The organism is Microbacterium neungamense (assembly GCF_024971095.1).
In the GTDB taxonomy this organism is placed as follows: Bacteria; Actinomycetota; Actinomycetes; order Actinomycetales; family Microbacteriaceae; genus Microbacterium; species Microbacterium neungamense.
In genome coordinates, this window is sequence record NZ_CP069717.1 from 2,427,570 (window position 1) to 2,446,483 (window position 18,914).

Genomic DNA, 18,914 nt, shown 5'->3' on the forward strand with positions numbered 1-18,914 from the left:
CGATCACCTAGCCCTCCGTGCCCGGCGACGCCTCGTCCGGCACAGCGACGACGACCTTCGCCGGGCGCAGCTCGACCTCGCCCAGCCGGTAGCCGACCTCGACGACCTCGAGGACCGTCGGCTTCTCGACGTCCGGCGAGGGCTGCTGGAAGATCGCCTCGTGGTGCTGCGGGTCGAACTCCTCGCCCTTCTCACCGTAGGCGACCACGCCGAGGCGCTCGACCGCCGCGCGCACCTTGTCGGCGATCACGGCGAACGGGGAGCCCTCCTCGAGGTCGCCGTGCTGGCGGGCGCGGTCGAGGTCGTCGAGCACGGGCAGCAGGCCCTTCGCCACCTCGCCCTTGGCGCGGGCGATCTCGATGCCGCGCTGCTCCTCGGTGCGCCGGCGGTAGTTGGCGTACTCCGCCTGCAGGCGCTTGAGGTCGGTCAGCAGCGCGTTCTCGGCGTCCAGCAGCGCCGCGTCCTCGGCGGCAGCCTCGGCGGTCTGTTCGGTGCCGAGGATGTCGTCGACCGTCAACTCCAGGTCGTCGTCGGAGCCCTCGGCGGCCGCGGCCTCCGCGGCATCCGGGTTCTCCGCGGCATCCGGGTTCTCGGGAGCCGGCGCGGCATCCGGATTCTGCGGCTCGGGGCCGGATGCCTGAGCATCCGACCCCTCACCGGACTTCGCCGGACCGTTCCCGTCTTCGGGTCCCTGAGCCTCCTCGAAAGGCTCGTCCAAGTTCTTGTCCGTCATGATTACTTCTTCTCGTCCTCGTCGTCGACGACCTCGGCGTCGATGACGTCCTCGTCGGAGCCGCCGGTCTCCTCAGCGGGCTCGTCCGCGGCGCCGGCGGCAGCGTTCTGGTTCTGCGCGTAGATCGCCTCGCCGAGCTTGGTCTGCGACTGCGACAGCTTCTCGAACGCGGCCTTGACCTTCTCGTCGTCGTCCCCGGCGAGCGCCGCCTTGAGCTCGTCGACGTCGCCCTTCACCTCGGACTTGACGTCCTCGGGGAGCTTGTCGTCGTTCTCGGAGATCAGCTTCTCGATCGAGTACGCCAGCGCCTCGGCCTGGTTGCGGGTCTCCGCGGCCTCGCGGCGCTTCTTGTCCTCGGCGGCGTGCTCCTCGGCCTCGCGCACCATCCGGTCGATGTCCTCCTTCGACAGCGACGAGCCGCCGGTGATGGTCATCGACTGCTCCTTGCCGGTGCCCTTGTCCTTGGCGGACACGTGCACGATGCCGTTGGCGTCGATGTCGAAGGTGACCTCGATCTGCGGCACGCCGCGCGGGGCGGGGGCGATGCCGGTGAGCTCGAAGGTGCCCAGCGGCTTGTTGTCGCGCGTGAACTCGCGCTCTCCCTGGAAGACCTGGATCGCCACGGACGGCTGGTTGTCGTCGGCCGTCGTGAAGGTCTCGCTGCGCTTGGTCGGGATGGCCGTGTTGCGCTCGATGAGCTTGGTCATCATGCCGCCCTTGGTCTCGATGCCGAGGCTGAGCGGGGTGACGTCGATGAGCAGCACGTCCTTGCGCTCGCCCTTGAGGACACCGGCCTGCAGGGCGGCGCCGACGGCGACCACCTCGTCCGGGTTCACGCCCTTGTTGGGCTCCTTGCCGGTCTCGCGCTTGACGAGCTCGGCGACCGCGGGCATGCGGGTCGAGCCGCCGACGAGCACGACGTGGTCGATGTCGGACACCTTGATGCCGGCCTCGCGGATGACGTCCTCGAAGGGCTTCTTGGTGCGGTCGAGGAGGTCCTTGGTGAGGTCCTCGAACTTGGCGCGGGTGATGGTCTCGGACAGCGACACCGGGCCGTTCTCGGTGAGCGACAGGTAGGGAAGGTTCACCGAGGTGCTGGTCGAGGACGACAGCTCCTTCTTGGCCTGCTCCGCCGCCTCCTTCAGGCGCTGCAGCGCGATCTTGTCGTTCGAGACGTCGACGCCGGTCGAGTCCTTGAACTGCTTGATCAGGAAGTCGACGAGGCGCTGGTCCCAGTCGTCGCCGCCGAGGCGGTTGTCACCGGCGGTGGCGCGCACCTGGATCGTGGAGAAATCGTCATCCTTGCCCACCTCGAGCAGCGACACGTCGAAGGTGCCGCCGCCGAGGTCGAAGACGAGGATGAGCTCGTCCTCCTTGCCCTTGTCGAGGCCGTAGGCGAGGGCCGCGGCGGTGGGCTCGTTGATGATGCGCAGGACGTTCAGGCCCGCGATCTCGCCGGCCTCCTTGGTCGCCTGACGCTCGGCGTCGTTGAAGTACGCCGGGACGGTGATGACGGCATCCGTCACCGTGTCGCCGAGGTAGGACTCCGCGTCCCGCTTCAGCTTCTGCAGGATGCGCGCGGAGATCTCCTGCGGGGTCCACTTCTTCCCGTCGACCGAGAAGGTCCAGTCGGTGCCCATGTGGCGCTTGACCGACGAGATGGTGCGCTCGACGTTGGTGACGGCCTGGCGCTTCGCGGTCTCGCCGACGAGCACCTCCCCGTCCTTCGTGAACGCCACCACGGAGGGGGTGGTGCGGAAACCCTCCGCGTTGGCGATGACCTTGGGCTCGCCGCCCTCGAGGACGCTGACGACGGAGTTCGTCGTCCCGAGGTCGATACCGACAGCACGTGCCATGTGTCTCTCCTTCTTGTCGAAGCCTGCTCTGCTGTGTGTGAAGCCTGGCGCGACCCGGAAACCTGAGTCGCGATGGCTCAAGGATACGCCGTCCGAGCCGGGCATGTCAACAAAGTTGATATTCCCGGACTCAAGTTTGCGAAGAATTCCGCGGCGGGAACAGCGGAGCACCGGCCCGGACCGGCACGTGTCGTCAGGTCAGCAATCGCCCCCACTTCGGGTCGAGCAGCGGGGCCTCGGCGAGCACCAGACAGTGCCAGAGGGTGACCGCGACCGAGTCGAGCACCGGCACCCCGGTGCGCTTCTCGACCTGCTCGGTGATCGGGGCGCCGTACAGGTTCGTGCAGAGGTACACCAGCGCATCGGGGCCGGCCTCGGCGAGCGCTAGCGACGGCTCCACCAGGCTCTCCGGGACCACCCGGCCGAACGACTCGTTGTCGCTCAGGCCGAGCGCGTGATGCCCGGCCACCGCGATGCCGTGCTCGGCGTACCGCGCCGCCACCTGCTCGTTGACGTCGGCCGCGATCGCCCGGTCGTGATCGACCCCGAGCCAGGAGCCCGAGGTGCCGTTCCAGGCGATCACGTCGACGTCCGCCGTCGCCAGCAGTTCGGCGGCGGCGCGCATGCCGGCCGCGTCGAACTGCTGGTCGGAGCCGGCGTCCAGTGCGATCCGGGTCACCGGGCGTCGGCCGCGCCTCGCTGAGGACCGCGGTGCTCTCCATGGTCAGGCGCCCCTTCCGGCGAGCACGGGTTCGGCATCCGCTCTCGCGGCGTCCTCGCCCTGCGCGTGCCGGCCGATCAGGCGCCCGACGGCGCCGGGGTCGTGGAAGCCGTCCTCGTCGAGCACGACCCGGCCTGCGGCGATCACCGCCTGAGGCCAGCCGCGCAGCATCCGTCCGTTGAAGGGCGAGAAGTCGGTGCCCATGTGCAGCGCGCCGCCGTCCACGCGCCGACTCTCGTCCGGGTCGAAGATCACCAGGTCGGCGTCGAACCCGGCCGCGATCCGCCCCTTGCCGGCGAGCCCGTGGATGCGGGCGGGACCGGCGGAGAACAGGTCCGCGAACCGCGCGAGCACGGCGTCGTCGGCCGGCGCGTCGCCCGCCAGTGCGGTGAAGCCCGCCGGCATCCGCGTCTCCACGCCCGGCAGCCCGTGCGGCATCTCGCGCACGTCGTCGGTGCGCTCGCGCTTCTGGGTCAGGTCGTAGCAGGAGTGGTCGCTGGAGAGGGTGTCGACGGAGCCGTCGGCGAACCGCTCCCGCAGCGCGGCCACCGTCTCGGCCGAGCGCATCGGCGGGCAGCATGCGAACCACTCCGGGTAGCGGGACGCGTACACGCCGTCGTCGAGCAGCAGGTAGTGCGGGCAGGTCTCGGAGTACGCCTCCACCCCGCGGGTGCGCGCCTCGGCGAGCTCGGGACGGGTGTGGTGCAGGTGCTCGATGCCGATGCGGCCGGCATCCGCGTGCTCCTCGGTGCAGTCCACGATGATCGCGTCGTGCTCGGCGTGAATGATGGTCAGCCCGCCGAGGCGGCGCATCTCCTTCATCACCCGCAGCACGGTGTCGTTGTCGCTCATCGTGGAGCCGCGGTTGGTCATGTACATCTTGACCGAGCGGATGCCCATGGCCGCGAGCTCGTCCAGCTGTGCCGGCACGGTCTCGTCCCAGGTGATCACCGAGCCGTGCAGGGCGACGTCGCAGCGCGCCTCGCGCGCCAGGTCGCGCTTGTTGCGCGCGGCTTCGAGCGGGGTCTCCATCCCGGCTCCGGTGCTCGGCGGCGTCGGGATCGTGCTGTTCGGCACGGTGGCGGCGAGCGGCATCGCGACACTGGTTCACGGTGATCTTCAACTCGGCGATCAGCTCGACCACGGTGGTCGCGGTGCTGCTGAACATCGTCTTCAACCATCTCGTGCGCGGCTCGGCGCGGAACGAGGGACGCAACGAGTTCGTCGCCGCGTCGGAGCATCCGACCGCGTAGCCGGGGCGCCGCGGCGAAGGCGGTCAGCGGCCGCCGGGCGGGCCGAGGATCAGCAGCACGACGAAGAGCGCGGCGACCGCGGCGAGGATCAGCACCGCCAGCGCCCACGGCCGTCGCAGCAGCCAGCGCATGCAGCGGTCGTACCAGGTGCGGTCGCGGGGGTCGTCGGTCTCGTCGAGGCGCCAGTCGCCGTCGAGGCGGCCGGTGCGGTGCAGCCACAGCTCGGCGGGGACGGTCGCGTAGGGGATGACGGCGCTCGCGATCGCGAGCATCGCGGCGCCCGGATGCCAGCGCTGACGAACGGCCAGGAGCACCGCCGTGGCGCCGTAGGAGAGGAAGACGAAGCCGTGGACGCCTCCGGCGATCGTCACCAGCACCGGCGGGAGGCCGGCGGCTCGGGCGATGAGTGCGGCGATCAGCAGGCTCCAGGTGATCGCCTCAGCGATCGCGAGCACGCGGAACAGGCGGGCGGGGGTGCGGAACATCGGTCTCCTCGGGTCCTGTCCAGCCTACGGGTGCCCCCGGAGAGCACACTCCGGGGGCACCCCGCGCCGGCGGTCCGGCGGGACACCGCCCGAAAGCAAGGGTTCCGCGGCCCCGGTCAGAACGGCGCGGTTTCCGCGGCCGGGACGGACGCCCACAGGTCGCGGGACGGGTCCGGATCGGGCGGCTGGAAGGTGACGGTGTTCTGCGGCGGCGGCCGATCGATGTACAGCCGGCCGGTCGGGCTGGTCCAGGCGAAGACACCGCCGCCCAGCTGTTCGACGTGCCAGGGACTGTGGTGTTTCAGGATGTGATGCCGTCGGCAGAAGTCGCCGAGGTTCTCGGCCGAGGTCGCCCCGCCGGCGGAAGCCGCGCGGTTGTGGTCGAGGTCGCACTGCGACGCCCTGCGCCCGCAGGTGGGGAAGCGGCAGCGCTGGTCCCGGGCATGCAGGTAGCGGCGCAGGTGTGTCGACGGCCGGTACCGGTCGACGGCGAGGACGCCGCCGGTGATCGGATCCGTGAGCACGCGGTCCCAGCCGGATGCCGCCCCGGCCAGGCGCCGGGCCGTGTCGAGGTCGATCGGACAGGCGCCGTCGAGCTCGGCCGGCGGCAGCGGCACGCCCGCGCGATCCAAGCCCATCAGGGTGAGGATCGGGACGGTCACCTGGACGTGCGGGACGATCCGGGCGAGCAGGCCGTCCTCGGTGTCGTGACCCGTGGGCACACCGCTCAGCACGAGGTCGGCGAGGAGGTCGGCGCGCAGCTGGGCGACCGTGCGGTCGTCCGCGACGAACACCGCGCCATCCGCCGCCGACCCGAACGCCGACGACCCCGCCGCCTGCCGGGCCGCGGCATCCGACGCCGGCACGACCCGCGCACCGGCGGCGCGCGCCTCCGCGGCGGCCTGGGCGTTGTGGTTCTTGAGCTCGGTCGCCATCTCGCTGAGCCGGTCGAACATGCCGTGCGCGAGTGCCGATGAGGTGATCGCGGTGATCTTGGAGTTGCCGTCCTCGAGATCGTCCAGCCAGACGCCGCACTTCTTGCGCGCCCTGCGGTGACGCTCGTCGATCGGCAGCGGCTGATACCGCTCCGCGAGCCGTCGCGCCATCGGGCGGAGACGGTTCGGCGATTCCTGTTCGGCGATCGCGAGCACGCTCTCGGCGTAGGCGGCGCGCTCGGCGGGATCCTCGAGATGGCTCCCCGCTTCCACGATCACACGGGCGTGACCCGCGCTGATCCGGCCCGCGCCCTGCGCGGCCCACACCTGCGGGAACCGGGTCACCAGCCATTCGGCATCCGCCATCCAGCGCTGCACCGTGCGATCGCTCACCCGCTGCGCCGCCCCGATCTCGGCCGCCACCGTGCGCAGGGTCAGGTCGCCGTGATCCGGATGCCCGCCCTGCTCGGCGACGGTCAGCGCAAGACGGGAGGCCAGCGCGAGCATGCCGTCGCGCACCGCGAGCACGCTGCTCAGCGTGGCGTCGATCTGACGCAGCGAGGACACGATGGAATCCAGGGCGGCGACCTGCGCGTCACTGGCGTCCATCAGTGCGTTTGTCATATTCTCAGTGAACCACGAGCCACCGACATTCGAACAAAGCCACGATGCGGAGTCCGCCCGCCGTCACGCGAGGACGCGCGACACACGCCGGTAACGCGGCGCCGCTAGGCTCACCCGACATGACGACACCCGCTCTGCTCGCCGTCTCGCACGGGACCGCCGACGTCGACGGCGCGGCTGCGGTCGCCCGCCTCGTCGCCCGCGTCGCGGAGGAGCTGCCCGGCGTCGCCGTGCACGAGGCGTTCGTGGACGTGCAGCAGCCGGAGGCGGCCACCGCCCTCGCCGCGATCGACGGCCCGGTCGTGATCGTGCCGCTGCTGCTGTCCAGCGGCTTCCACGTCAACGTCGACATCGGCGGGCTCGCCCGCGACGACCTCGCGATCGCCCCGCCGCTCGGCCCCGACCCCCGCCTCGCGGACGTGCTCGCCGAGCGGCTCGCGCAGGCCGGCGGCGCGCTCGGCACAGCGTCCGGCGCCTCCGGCAGCCCGGACACCCCGGTGATCCTCGCCGTCGCCGGATCGCGCGACCCCGCATCCGAGACGGACGCCCTCGCGATGGCGGGCCTGCTCGCCGCCCGGCTCGGCCGCCCGGTCGAGACCGCGTACCTGGCCGCGCGCGAGCCGCGGCTCGACACGGTCGCCGCACAGCATCCGGATGCCGTCGTCGCGGCGTACCTGCTCGCGCACGGCTACTTCCACGACCTCGCCGTCCGCCAGGCGGGCGCATCCGTCGTCACCGAGCCCCTGCTCGACGCGGCCGAACCGCCGGCCGCGCTGGTCGACCTGGTCCTCTCCCGCTACCGCGACGCCGCCGCCTCCCTGGGCTGATCGACCGGCTCCTCCACTTCGAGCGGCGGGCAGACGCAGTCACGGCTATGTAACCGCACGTTGCTGAGCGAGAGCCCCTCCGTGACGAACTGTGACCTCCCGTTTCCGGGTGTTCGTCATGTCCTCGCATCCGGCGCCCGAGTCTCCTTACCGTGTTCACACCTTCACGAGAGCGAGACCCCCGATGACCCTGGAAGCGACGACCCGCGGCGCCCGCACCCGCACTGCGCGCGTCCCCACCAAGCCGCACGGGCAGTGGAAGGTCGACGGCACCGAGCCGCTGAACGCGAACGAGGAGTTCAAGCTCGCCGACAACGGCCTCAACGTCCGCGAGCGGATCGAGACGATCTACGCCAAGGGCGGCTTCTCGTCCATCGACCCCACCGACCTGCACGGCCGGTTCCGCTGGTGGGGCCTGTACACGCAGCGCAAGCCCGGCATCGACGGCGGCCGCACCGCCCAGCTCGAGCCGCATGAGCTCGAGGACGAGTACTTCATGCTGCGGGTGCGCATCGACGGCGGCCAGCTCACCACCGAGCAGCTGCGCGTCATCGGCGGGATCTCCACCGAGTTCGCCCGCGACTCCGCCGACCTCACCGACCGGCAGAACGTCCAGCTGCACTGGGTGCCGGTCGAAGACGTCCCCGAGATCTGGCGGCGGCTCGAAGCCGTGGGCCTGAGCACCACCGAGGCGTGCGGCGACGTACCGCGCGTGATCCTCGGCTCCCCCGTCGCGGGCATCGCCGCCGACGAGCTCATCGATCCGACGCCGCAGATCGCCGAGATCGCCGAGCGCTTCCTCGGCGACGAGTCGCTGGCGAACCTGCCCCGCAAGTACAAGACCGCCATCACCGGCCACCCCAGCCAGGACGTCGTGCACGAGATCAACGACTGCGCGTTCGTCGCCGTCGAGCACCCCGAGCTGGGCATCGGCTACGACCTGTGGGTCGGCGGCGCGCTCTCCACGGTGCCCCGCCTGGGCGAGCGGCTCGGCGCCTTCGTGCCGCCGGCGCGCGTCGCCGAGGTGTGGCACGGCGTCACCCGCGTCTTCCGCGACTACGGGTACCGCCGGCTGCGCAACAAGGCCCGTCTGAAGTTCCTCCTCGCGGACTGGGGCGTGGAGCGCTTCCGCGAGGTGCTCGAGACCGAGTACCTGGACGCCCCGCTGCCCGACGGCCCCGCCGCACCGCGGCCGCTCGGCCAGGGCGACCACGTCGGCGTGCACCGGCAGAAGGACGGGCGCTTCTACGTCGGCGCCGCCCCGGTCGTCGGCCGGGTCTCCGGCAGCATCCTCACCGCCCTCGCGGATCTCGCCGAGGCGCACGGCTCCACCCGCATCCGCACCACCCCGTTCCAGAAGCTGCTCGTGCTCGACGTCGCCGAGGACCGGGTGGAGTCGCTCGTGGCGGGCCTGGACGCGCTCGGCCTGTCGGCGCGCCCCAGCCTGTTCCGCCGCGGCACGATCGCGTGCACCGGCATCGAGTACTGCAAGCTCGCGATCGTCGAGACGAAGGCGAACGCCGCGGATGCCGTGGCCCGGCTCGAGGAGCGCCTGGGCGCGCTGGAGCCGGAGATCGGCCAGCCGATCACCCTGCACGTGAACGGATGCCCGAACTCGTGCGCCCGCATCCAGATCGCCGACATCGGGCTGAAGGGCCAGCTGATCACCAACGCCGCCGGCGAGCAGGTGCCCGGCTTCCAGGTGCACCTCGGCGGCGGGCTCGCCTCGCCGGACCGCCCGGATGCCGGGCTCGGCCGCACCGTCCGCGGGCTCAAGGTCGAGGCGGACGGCATCGCCGACTACGCCGAGCGGATCATCCGCCGCTACCTCGCCGACCGCGAGGAGGGCGAGACCTTCGCGCACTGGGCGCACAGAGCTGATGAGGAGGCGCTCCAGGCCGCGCCCGAGCAGGAGGCCGTGCGATGAGCCGGCGGGACGCCGACACACTGCGCGCCCTGGCCGCCGAGGGCGCGCAAGCGCTGCGCAGCGGGGCCTCCGACGAGGCCTCTCCCGCCGAGGTCGTGGCGTGGGTCGCGGAGAACTTCGACGTGCGCGCCGTCGCGGTCGCATGCTCGATGGCGGATGCCGCGCTGCCGCACCTCGTCGCCGAGCAGCTGCCGGGCGTCGACGTGCTCTTCCTCGACACCGGGTACCACTTCGCCGAGACCATCTTCACCCGGCACGAGGTCGCCCGCACCCTGGACGTGCGGATCGTCGACGTGAAGCCGGCGCAGACCGTGGCGGAGCAGGACGCCGAGTTCGGCCGCGACCTGTTCGCCCGCGACCCGGGCCTGTGCTGCGCCCGCCGCAAGGTGGAGCCGCTGCAGCGGGCGCTCGGCGACTGCGAGGTGTGGTTCACCGGGGTGCGCCGCGAGGAGGCGCCCACCCGGGCCGCCACGCCGCTGGTGACCTTCGACGAGCGCAACGGTCTGGTCAAGGTCAACCCCGTCGCCGCCTGGACCTTCGACGATCTGATCGGCTACGCCACGGCGCACGAGGTCGTGGTGAACCCGCTCGTCGCGAACGGCTACCCGTCCATCGGGTGCGCACCCTGCACCCGCCCCGTCGCCCCCGGCGACGACCCCCGCTCCGGCCGCTGGGCCGGACTCGCCAAGACCGAATGCGGACTCCACGTATGACTTTCAGCACTGCACAGACCGTTTCGTCAGAGAGTGTTTCGTCCCGGTCGGCTGCGCCGTCCTCGCTCAACGACCGGGAGGGGCGGCCGGTGTCGTCGACGGCGCACCTCGGCCGGGTCCCGGACGTGCCCGCCCTCGGCGAGGGAGCGCACCTGAGCACGCTGGACCTGCTCGAGGCGGAGGCCATCCACATCATCCGCGAGGTGGTCGCCGAGTTCGAGCGGCCGGTGCTGCTGTTCTCCGGCGGCAAGGACTCCGTCGTCGTGCTGCACCTCGCCGCGCGGGCGTTCGCACCCGGCCGCATCCCGTTCCCGGTGCTGCACGTCGACACCGGCCACAACTTCCCGGAGGTGATCGCGTTCCGCGACGAGACCGTCGCCCGGCTCGGCCTGCGCCTCGAGGTCGCCTCAGTGCAGGACTGGATCGACGACGGCCGGCTCACCGAGCGTCCCGACGGCACCCGCAACGTGCTGCAGACGCGGCCGCTGCTCGACGCGATCGCGCGCGGTCGGCACGACGCCGTGTTCGGCGGCGCCCGCCGCGACGAGGACAAGGCCCGCGCCAAGGAGCGCATCCTGTCGCTGCGCGACGAGTTCGGGCAGTGGGATCCGCGCAACCAGCGCCCGGAGCTGTGGAGCCTGTACAACGGCCGCCACCTGCCCGGTCAGCACGTGCGCGCCTTCCCGATCTCGAACTGGACCGAGCTGGACGTGTGGCGCTACATCGCCCGCGAGCGCATCCCGCTGCCGCCGCTGTACTTCGCCCACGAGCGCGAGGTGTTCCGCCGGGACGGCATGTGGTGGGCGGTCGGCCCGTACAGCGCGCCGCGCGCCGGCGAGCAGGTCGAGCGCCGCGTGGTGCGCTACCGCACGGTCGGCGACATGAGCTGCACCGGCGCCGTGGAATCGGATGCCGCGGACGTCGACGCCGTGGTGGCGGAGGTCGCCCGGTCGACGCTCACCGAGCGCGGCGCGACGCGCGCCGACGACCGGATCAGCGAGGCCGCCATGGAGGACCGGAAGAAGGACGGGTACTTCTGATGACGACGACCACCCTCGAGGGCATCCTGTTCCGGTTCGCGACGGCCGGCTCCGTGGACGACGGCAAGTCGACCCTGGTGGGCCGCCTGCTGCACGACGCGAAGGCGATCCTCGCCGACCAGCTGGAGCAGGTCGCTCGCACCTCGGCCGAGCGCGGCTTCGCGCACGGCGAGTTCGACTTCGCGCTGCTCACCGACGGCCTGCGCGCCGAGCGCGAGCAGGGCATCACGATCGACGTCGCCTACCGCTACCTCGCCACAGACCGGCGCACCTTCATCCTCGCCGACTGCCCCGGCCACGTGCAGTACACCCGGAACATGGTCACCGGGGCGGCGACCGCGGACGCCGTCTTGGTGCTCGTCGACGTCCGCAAGGGCGTGCTCGAGCAGACGCGCCGGCACCTCGCCGTCGCCTCGCTGCTGCGTGTGCCGCACGTCATCCTCGCCGTGAACAAGATCGACCTCGTCGGCTTCGACGAGCGGGTGTTCCGTGCCGTGGAGGCGGATGCCCGGGCCGTGGCCCGGGAGCTCGGCATCCCGGCGGCGCACGTCGTCCCGGTGTCGGCGCTGCAGGGCGACAACGTCGCCGAGGCATCCGACCGCACCCCGTGGTACGACGGGCCCGCTCTGCTGGAGCTGCTGGAGACGCTGCCCGCCGAGTCCGAGATCGACGACGTGCGCGGACGGTTCCGCCTGCCGGTGCAGTCCGTGATCCGGCCCCAGGGCGGGCTCGCGCCGGGAGAGGATGCCGAGGCGCTGCGCGACTACCGCGGCTTCACCGGCCGGGTGTCCTCGGGCTCGGTGCGCGTCGGCGACCGCGTCGAGGTCTTCCCCGGCGGGCACGAGACGACGGTCACCGGCATCCGCGTCGCCGGGCGCGAGAGCGATGAGGCGCACGCTGCGCAGTCCGTCGCGCTCACCCTCGCGGACGAGATCGACGCCGCCCGCGGGTCCGTGATCGCGGCGGCCGGCACCGGGCTCACCGGCTACCGGCAGGCGGAGGCGGAGATCTTCCACCTCGACCCCCGCCCGCTCATCCCCGGCGACGAGGTGCTGGTCAAGCACGGCACCGCCACCGTCCGCGCGCTGGTGAGCGAGGTCACCTCCAGCCGCGACCTGGAGACCCTGGCCCACCAGCCCACCTCCGAGCTGCGCGTGAACGACATCGGCCGGGTGCGCCTGCGCTTCGCCGCCGAGCTCCCGCTGCAGCGCTACGCCGACGACCGCGACGGCGGCGCGCTGCTGCTCATCCACCTCGGCGACGGCGCCACGCTCGCCGCCGCGACCATCACGTCCCTGGGCTGAACCGGCCCCGGGCATCCGACACCGACCCGCAACACCCGACCCTGCGAAGGAGGCGACAGTGAACACCGTCCGTACGACCGCGACCATCACCATCCTGGGAGTGGCCGCCGCCATGCTGGCCGGCTGCCAGTCGGCATCCGCCGAACCGCAGGAGGAGGCGGCCGCGCTGCGCCTCGGCTACTTCGCCAACCTCACCCACGCGCCGGCGCTCGTCGGCGTCGAGGAGGACCTGTTCGAGGACGCCCTGGGCGGGATCGACCTGGAGACGCAGATCTTCAACGCCGGGCCGGCCGCCGTCGAGGCGCTCTCCGCGGGCGCGATCGACGCCGCCTACATCGGCCCGAGCCCGGCGATCAACACCTACATCCAGTCCCGCGGGAAGTCCGCCGTGATCGTCGCCGGCGCGGCATCCGGTGGTGCGGCGCTCGTCGTCCGCGAGGGCATCGACACCCCCGAGGACCTGGAGGGAGCGACCCTCGCCACCCCGCAGCTCGGCAACACGCAGGACGTGGCGCTGCGCGCCTGGCTGGCGGACGAGGGCTTCGAGACCTCGACCTCCGGCGGCGGCGATGTGGCGATCGTCCCGACCGAGAACGCCCAGACGCTGACCCTCTTCCAGTCCGGCGACGTCGACGGCGCCTGGCTGCCGGAGCCGTGGGCGTCGCGCCTGGTCGTCGATGCCGGCGCGCACGTGCTGGTCGACGAGCGCGAGCTGTGGCCGGATGGCGAGTTCCCGACCACGGTGCTGCTCGTGCGCGCGGACTTCGCGCAGCAGCATCCGGATGCCGTGGAGAAGCTGCTGCAGGGCCACCTCGCCGCCCTGGACTGGATCGAGGAGCACCCGGACGAGCTGGGCGGTGCCATCAACGCGGCGCTGGACCAGGCGACCGGCAAGGCCCTCGCCGAACCCGTGCTCGCGCGCGCCCTGGAGAACGTCGCGTTCACGGCCGACCCGCACGCCGCCGCGTTCGAGGAGCTCGTCGCCGACGGCGTCGCCGCCGGCACGCAGAAGGACGGCTCGATCGAGGGGCTGTTCGACCTGTCGATCCTGAACCGGCTGCTCGAGGAGTCCGGCGCGGAGCCGGTGGACGACGCCGGGCTCGGGAGGGCGGAACCGTGACCGCCGAGCCCACCCTCACGGTGGAGCGGACCATCGGCGCCACGGCCCCGCTCGCCCCGAGCTTCGACGGCGTCACCCCGTTGCGCCCGCCCGCGGAGCCGGTTCCGCCGGCCGTCCGCATCGACCACGTGTCCAAGCGCTACGGCTCCGGGCCGCTCGTGCTCGACGACATCTCGCTCGACATCGCACCCGGCGAGTTCCTGTGCCTGCTCGGGGCATCCGGATGCGGCAAATCGACGCTGCTGAACCTCATCGCCGGCCTGGAGCCGGTCACCTCCGGCAGCATCGTCACCCCCGACGGCGGGGCCGCGGTGATGTTCCAGGAGGCCGCGCTGATGCCGTGGCTGAGCGCCGCCCGCAACGTCGAGCTCGCCCTGCGGCTGCGCGGGATGCCCCGCGGCGAGCGCCGCGTCGAGGCGCGCCGGCTGCTGGCCACCGTGAACCTCGCCGACGCCGCCGACAAGCGCCCGCACGAGCTCTCCGGGGGGATGCGGCAGCGCGTCGCCCTGGCCCGGGCACTCGCGCAGGAGCGCTCGGTGCTGCTGATGGACGAGCCGTTCGCGGCCCTGGACGCCATCACCCGCGACCTGCTGCACGAGGAGCTGGAGCGGGTGTGGCGGGCCACCGGCCGCACCATCGTGTTCGTCACCCACAACGTGCGCGAGGCGGCGCGCCTCGGCCAGCGGGTCGTCCTGCTCTCCAGCCGGCCCGGCCGGATCGCCGGCGAGTGGCGGGTGTCCAGCACGGGCCCGCGCCGGATCGAGTCCCCGGAGGTGTCGGCGCTCGCGACCGAGATCACCGCCGAGCTGCGGAAGGAGATCCGCCGCAATGCCCACTGACCTCCGCACCCCCGGCGACGTCGACCTCCGCCCCGCTCCCGAGGACGAGCTGCAGACGCTCGCCGCGGGCCTGGACCGTCTGCAGTCCGAGGAGTCCCGGCGCCGCTCCCCCTGGCGCGAGGTGCTGTCGAAGACGCTCCCGCCGGTCCTGCTGCTGCTGACCCTGCTGGCCGCCTGGCAGGCGTACGTCGTCATCGCGCAGCCGCGCCCCGACCTCGCCCCCGGCCCGCTCGACGTCGCCGCGGCGATCGGCGACGCGTGGGCGCAGGGGCGGCTGCAGGAGGCGGTGCTCACCAGCCTCGAGCGCGGGATCCTCGGCTTCGCGATCGCCATCCTCGTCGGCACCCCGCTGGGGATGCTGCTGGCCGAGTCGCGACCGCTGCGGCGGGCCGCGGGTCCCCTGATCTCCGGACTGCAGGTGCTGCCCTCCGTGGCATGGGTTCCCGCCGCGATCATCTGGTTCGGCCTGACCGACGCGACGGTCTACTTCGTCATCCTGATGGGCGCGATCCCGTCGATCGTGAACGGGCTGCTCTCCGGCATCGACCAGGTGCCGCCCCAGCTGCGCCGCGTCGGCACCGTCCTCGGCGCCTCGCGGTGGCAGCTGGCCACCGAGATCGTGCTGCCCGCGGCCATGCCCGGATACCTCGCCGGCATCAAGCAGGGCTGGGCGTTCGCGTGGCGCTCCCTGATGGCGGCGGAGATCATCGCCTTCGGCGGCACGATCGGCTTCGGCCTCGGCTCGATGCTGCAGCAGTCGCGCGAACTCGCCGACCTCGCCGGCGTCCTCGCCACGATCCTGCTGATCCTCGCGATCGGCATCCTCATCGAACTCGTCCTGTTCGGGCCGCTGGAGCGGCGACTGCTGCGCCGCCGCGGGCTGCTCACGGAAGGAACCTCATGACCACCGGAACCGTCACCCTGGTCGGCGCCGGCCCCGGCGACGCCGGCCTGCTCACCCTCCGCGGCCTGCGCGCGCTGCGCGCCGCCGACGTCATCGTCGCCGACAGGCTCGGCGCCCGCGCCGTGCTCGACCAGCTCGCCGCCGAGGGCGAGCGGCTGCGCGCCGAGATCGTCGACGTCGGCAAGCATCCGGGCCACCACCCGGTGCCGCAGGAGCGCATCAACGCCCTGCTGGTCCGGTACGCCCGCGAGGGCAAGGCGGTCGTCCGCCTCAAGGGCGGCGACCCGTTCGTGTTCGGCCGCGGCCGCGAGGAGCAGCTGTACTGCCAGGCCGAGGGCGTGCCGGTCGAGGTCGTCCCCGGGGTGACCAGCGCCGTGTCGGTGCCAGCGGTGGCCGGCATCCCGCTCACGCACCGCGGCGTCGCGGCGGCGTTCACAGTCGCCAGCGCGCACGATCCGCTCGAGGAGCTGCCCGGCGGCCGCGACCACACCGTGGTGCTGCTGATGGGGGTGGGCACGCTCGCGCACGCCGCGCACGTGCTCTCGCTCGGCGAGCGCGGCACCGGATGCCCGGTCGCGATCGTCGAGGACGGGTACGGCGACCGCGAGCGCGTCACCGTCGCCACCCTCGGCGACATCGCCCGGGTCGCCGCGGCCCGCCGGGTGCGCAACCCGGCCGTGATCGTCGTCGGCGACGTCGTCCGGCTCAGCCCGCACGCCCCCGCCGGCCTCGGCACCACCGCCGCCGGGGACGCGGCCCCGAACACTTCGGGGGTCGACACGCCACGTGTCGGACGGGATGCCCCGCAGCATCCGGCATCCGGCGTGTCGACCCCCGAACTGCAAGCCCTGGTGACCCGCATCGTCGCGGCGTTCGACGCCGGCCTGGCCGTCGACGCCGGACTCGCCGACAGCACCACCTCGCGCACCCGTTGACCCCGCGCGAACCGTCCACCCGAAAGGCCCCGTCATGACCTCTCACCCGCTGCGCGTCGCGATCGTCGGCGCCGGTCCCGCCGGCATCTACGCCGGGAACATCCTCACCGCCGCCGTCGCCGCCGGATCCGCCGGCCCTGACCTCAGCGGCGTCGAGATCGACCTGTTCGACTCGCTGCCCGCGCCGTACGGGCTGATCCGCTATGGCGTCGCCCCCGACCACCCGCGCATCAAGGGCATCGTCACCTCGCTGCACGAGATGCTCGACGCGCGGACCGAGGGGGCCGGGCGCCGCGGCATCCGCTTCCTCGGCAACGTCGAGGTCGGGCGCGACGTCGCCCTGGACGAGCTGCGCGGCCGCTATCACGCGGTGATCCTCGCCACCGGCGCGATCCGCGACGCCGCCCTGGACATCCCCGGGGTCGACCTGCCCGGCTCCTACGGGGCGGCGGACTTCGTGGCCTGGTACGACGGGCACCCCGACGTGCCGCGCACCTGGCCGCTGGACGCCCGCGAGGTCGCGGTGATCGGCAACGGCAACGTGGCCCTCGACGTCGCGCGCGTGCTCGCCAAGCAGGCGGAGGATCTGCGCAGCACCGAGGTGCCCGACAACGTCCTGGCAGGCCTCGAGGCCTCGGCCGTCACCGACGTGCACGTGTTCGGCCGCCGGGGCCCGGCGGACATCAAGTTCACCCCGATCGAGCTGCGCGAGCTGGGCGAGGTGCGCGACCTCGACATCGTGCTGCACGACGAGGACTTCGAAGGCGTCGACCCGGCATCCGCCCCCAACAACCAGCTCAAGGTGATGCTGCGCACCCTCAACACGTGGCGCACCCGGCCCGCGATCGGGGCGTCGCGGCGGCTGCACCTGCACTTCTGGCACGCGCCGGTGGAGATCACCGGCGACGGCCGCGTCGAGGGCATCCGCTTCGAGCGCACCGCGCCGGACGGCACCGGCGGCATCGCCGGCACCGGCGAGTTCCGCGAGTACCCGGTGCATGCGGTCTACCGCGCGGTCGGATACTTCGGCTCGGAGGTGCTCGGCGCGCCCTTCGACGCGCGCCGCGGCGTGGTGCCCAACGAGGAGGGCAGGGTGACGGATGCCGACGGCGCCGCCATCCCGGGGCTGTACGCCACCGGCTGGATCAAGCGCGGCCCGGTGGGCCTGATCGGTCACACCAAGTCGGACGCCACCGAGACCATCGCGCACCTCGTCGCCGACGCCGCCGCCGGGCGGCTGGACGCCCCGGCCGAGGCCGAGGACATCGCCGCGGTGCTGGAAGCCCGCGGGGTCGAGGTCACCACGTGGGACGGCTGGCTGGCACTGGATGCGCACGAGCGCGCCCTCGGCGAGACGCACGTGCACACCCGCGAGCGGGTCAAGGTCGTGCCGCGGGAGGAGCAGGTCGCGATCTCGCGCGCGGAGGTGCTGACCCCGTGACCTACGTGATCGCGCTGCCGTGCGTCGATGTGAAGGATCGTGCCTGCATCGACGAGTGCCCCGTCGACTGCATCTACGAGGGGGAGCGCTCGCTGTACATCCACCCCGACGAGTGCGTCGACTGCGGGGCCTGCGAGCCGGTCTGCCCGGTGGAGGCGATCTACTACGAGGACGACCTGCCCGAGGAGTGGCAGGACTACTACACCGCGAACGTGGAGTTCTTCGACGAGATCGGCTCCCCCGGCGGCGCCGCGAAGGTCGGCGTCATCCCGCGCGACCACCCACTGGTCGCGGCCCTGCCAGCGCAGGACGGCGGCCATGACTGAGTACGACGTCCTCATCGTCGGCGGCGGGCCGGCCGGGCTGTCGGCGGCGCTGAACCTGGGCCGGTCCCTGGCCCGGGTGCTCGTGGTGGACGCCGACCGGCCGCGCAACGCCGCCACGCTCAACTCGCACGGGTTCCTCACCCGCGACGGGGTGCCGCCGTTCGAGCTGCGCCGCATCGCCCGGGAGGAGCTCGCCGCGTACCCGAACGTCGAGATCCGCTCGCGGGTGCGGGTCGCCGACCTGCGGGCGACGGATGCCGGATTCGCCGCCGGCATCGGGCGCCGCGAGGCCACCGAGACGGTGACCGCCCGCACCGTGCTGCTCGCCACCGGGCTGCGGGAGACCCTTCCCGATGTGCCGAACCTGCGCGGCTACTACGGCATGAGCCTGTTCAGCTGCGCCGCCTGCGACGCCTGGGAGCTGCGCGGCCGCCGGCTGGCGCTGATCGGCGAGTCGGCCGATCTCGCCGACCGCGCCCGGCTGATCGCGCGCTGGACCGAGAGCCTCACCGTGTTCACGCACGGCTCGGACGCCGTCACGACCACGGAGGAGGCGGAGCTCGCGACCGCCGGCGTCGCCGTGGTGCGCTCGCCGATCGCCGAGCTGGAGGGAGACCGCGGGCGGCTGGAAGGCATCCGTGTCGCCGATGGGACGCGGTACGCGGTGGATGGCGGGTTCGTGCGGCCGGAGTGGGATGCCGACCTGTCGTTCCTGGACGGGATCGCCCCCGCCCGCGACGCGCACGGGCACCTGCACACCGACCGGTCGGGGCGCACCGACGTGCCCGGGCTGTACGCCGCGGGCGATGTGGCCTCCCCCGGCCCGCAGCAGCTCATCGTCGCCGCGGGCGCCGGGGCGCGCGTGGCGGCCGTGATCGTGCACGACACGATCGGCGTCGCAACCGCCCACTGACAGGTGACGTCAACGACG

General features: G+C 72.6%; 19 protein-coding genes. 13 read left to right on the forward strand and 6 right to left on the reverse strand.

Annotation, left to right across the window (positions count from 1 at the left end; translation table 11 throughout):
* Positions 1–7 precede the first annotated feature (7 nt).
* The 4 genes from JSY13_RS11865 to JSY13_RS11880 all read right to left on the reverse strand — a co-directional run bounded on the left by JSY13_RS11865 (position 8) and on the right by JSY13_RS11880 (position 4,405).
* Positions 8–733: a nucleotide exchange factor GrpE gene (locus JSY13_RS11865; protein ID WP_259606863.1), complete on the reverse strand. Its 726-nt coding sequence runs from the start codon at positions 731–733 to the stop codon at positions 8–10.
* 2 nt (positions 734–735) lie between these two features.
* A complete protein-coding gene (dnaK, locus tag JSY13_RS11870; RefSeq protein WP_259606864.1) occupies positions 736–2,589 on the reverse strand; it encodes a molecular chaperone DnaK in 1,854 nt (617 codons plus the stop codon).
* Positions 2,590–2,782: 193 nt separating this feature from the next.
* Positions 2,783–3,268 (reverse strand): aspartate racemase/maleate isomerase family protein, encoded by a 486-nt coding sequence (locus tag JSY13_RS11875; protein ID WP_259606865.1) that lies wholly within the window; start codon positions 3,266–3,268, stop codon positions 2,783–2,785.
* Positions 3,269–3,313: 45 nt separating this feature from the next.
* Positions 3,314–4,405 carry a dihydroorotase gene (locus JSY13_RS11880; protein ID WP_259606866.1) on the reverse strand — a complete coding sequence of 364 codons (1,092 nt, stop codon included), beginning with the start codon at positions 4,403–4,405 and terminating at the stop codon, positions 3,314–3,316.
* A gap of 17 nt (positions 4,406–4,422) precedes the next feature.
* Here JSY13_RS11880 and JSY13_RS12765 point away from each other — a divergent pair, with 17 nt between their 5' ends.
* Entirely contained in the window at positions 4,423–4,563 is a 141-nt protein-coding gene (locus tag JSY13_RS12765) for a hypothetical protein (RefSeq protein ID WP_432806414.1), read from the forward strand.
* Between the two features lie 23 nt (positions 4,564–4,586).
* On the opposite strand, the gene JSY13_RS11890 is transcribed toward JSY13_RS12765, so the two are convergent.
* Both JSY13_RS11890 and JSY13_RS11895 read right to left on the reverse strand, forming a co-directional pair.
* Complete coding sequence (locus JSY13_RS11890; RefSeq protein WP_259606867.1) at positions 4,587–5,048, reverse strand: DUF3817 domain-containing protein; 462 nt, start codon at positions 5,046–5,048, stop codon at positions 4,587–4,589.
* 116 nt (positions 5,049–5,164) lie between these two features.
* The gene (locus tag JSY13_RS11895; protein WP_259606868.1) at positions 5,165–6,607 is read right to left on the reverse strand and encodes a 13E12 repeat family protein; all 1,443 of its coding nucleotides are present in this window, start codon (positions 6,605–6,607) and stop codon (positions 5,165–5,167) included.
* Between the two features lie 119 nt (positions 6,608–6,726).
* On the opposite strand from JSY13_RS11895, the gene JSY13_RS11900 reads away from it, so the two are divergent.
* From JSY13_RS11900 to JSY13_RS11955, 12 genes are all read left to right on the forward strand, one after another.
* Positions 6,727–7,434 carry a sirohydrochlorin chelatase gene (locus JSY13_RS11900; protein WP_259606869.1) on the forward strand — a complete coding sequence of 236 codons (708 nt, stop codon included), beginning with the start codon at positions 6,727–6,729 and terminating at the stop codon, positions 7,432–7,434.
* 184 nt (positions 7,435–7,618) lie between these two features.
* Entirely contained in the window at positions 7,619–9,361 is a 1,743-nt protein-coding gene (locus JSY13_RS11905) for a nitrite/sulfite reductase (RefSeq protein ID WP_259606870.1), read from the forward strand.
* The gene (locus JSY13_RS11910; RefSeq protein WP_259606871.1) at positions 9,358–10,074 is read left to right on the forward strand and encodes a phosphoadenylyl-sulfate reductase; all 717 of its coding nucleotides are present in this window, start codon (positions 9,358–9,360) and stop codon (positions 10,072–10,074) included. The genes JSY13_RS11905 and JSY13_RS11910 overlap by 4 nt, the downstream gene beginning before the upstream one ends.
* Before the next feature lie 125 nt (positions 10,075–10,199).
* Positions 10,200–11,114 carry a sulfate adenylyltransferase subunit CysD gene (cysD, locus tag JSY13_RS11915; RefSeq protein ID WP_259608211.1) on the forward strand — a complete coding sequence of 305 codons (915 nt, stop codon included), beginning with the start codon at positions 10,200–10,202 and terminating at the stop codon, positions 11,112–11,114.
* Entirely contained in the window at positions 11,114–12,418 is a 1,305-nt protein-coding gene (locus JSY13_RS11920; protein ID WP_259606872.1) for a sulfate adenylyltransferase subunit 1, read from the forward strand. The genes cysD and JSY13_RS11920 overlap by 1 nt, the downstream gene beginning before the upstream one ends.
* Before the next feature lie 58 nt (positions 12,419–12,476).
* On the forward strand, positions 12,477–13,538 hold the full coding sequence (locus JSY13_RS11925) for an ABC transporter substrate-binding protein (RefSeq protein ID WP_259606873.1): 1,062 nt from the start codon (positions 12,477–12,479) through the stop codon (positions 13,536–13,538).
* An 80-nt stretch (positions 13,539–13,618) separates the two neighbouring features.
* Positions 13,619–14,377, forward strand: coding sequence for an ABC transporter ATP-binding protein (locus JSY13_RS11930; protein WP_432806454.1), 759 nt, complete (start codon positions 13,619–13,621; stop codon positions 14,375–14,377).
* Positions 14,367–15,281: an ABC transporter permease gene (locus JSY13_RS11935; RefSeq protein ID WP_259606874.1), complete on the forward strand. Its 915-nt coding sequence runs from the start codon at positions 14,367–14,369 to the stop codon at positions 15,279–15,281. The genes JSY13_RS11930 and JSY13_RS11935 overlap by 11 nt, the downstream gene beginning before the upstream one ends.
* Positions 15,278–16,216 carry a uroporphyrinogen-III C-methyltransferase gene (cobA, locus tag JSY13_RS11940; RefSeq protein WP_259606875.1) on the forward strand — a complete coding sequence of 313 codons (939 nt, stop codon included), beginning with the start codon at positions 15,278–15,280 and terminating at the stop codon, positions 16,214–16,216. Before JSY13_RS11935 ends, cobA begins: the two co-directional genes overlap by 4 nt.
* Positions 16,217–16,250: 34 nt before the next feature.
* The gene (locus JSY13_RS11945; RefSeq protein WP_259606876.1) at positions 16,251–17,657 is read left to right on the forward strand and encodes an FAD-dependent oxidoreductase; all 1,407 of its coding nucleotides are present in this window, start codon (positions 16,251–16,253) and stop codon (positions 17,655–17,657) included.
* Positions 17,654–17,983, forward strand: coding sequence for a ferredoxin (fdxA, locus tag JSY13_RS11950; protein ID WP_259606877.1), 330 nt, complete (start codon positions 17,654–17,656; stop codon positions 17,981–17,983). Before JSY13_RS11945 ends, fdxA begins: the two co-directional genes overlap by 4 nt.
* A complete protein-coding gene (locus tag JSY13_RS11955; protein ID WP_259606878.1) occupies positions 17,976–18,896 on the forward strand; it encodes an NAD(P)/FAD-dependent oxidoreductase in 921 nt (306 codons plus the stop codon). The genes fdxA and JSY13_RS11955 overlap by 8 nt, the downstream gene beginning before the upstream one ends.
* Positions 18,897–18,914 lie beyond the last annotated feature (18 nt).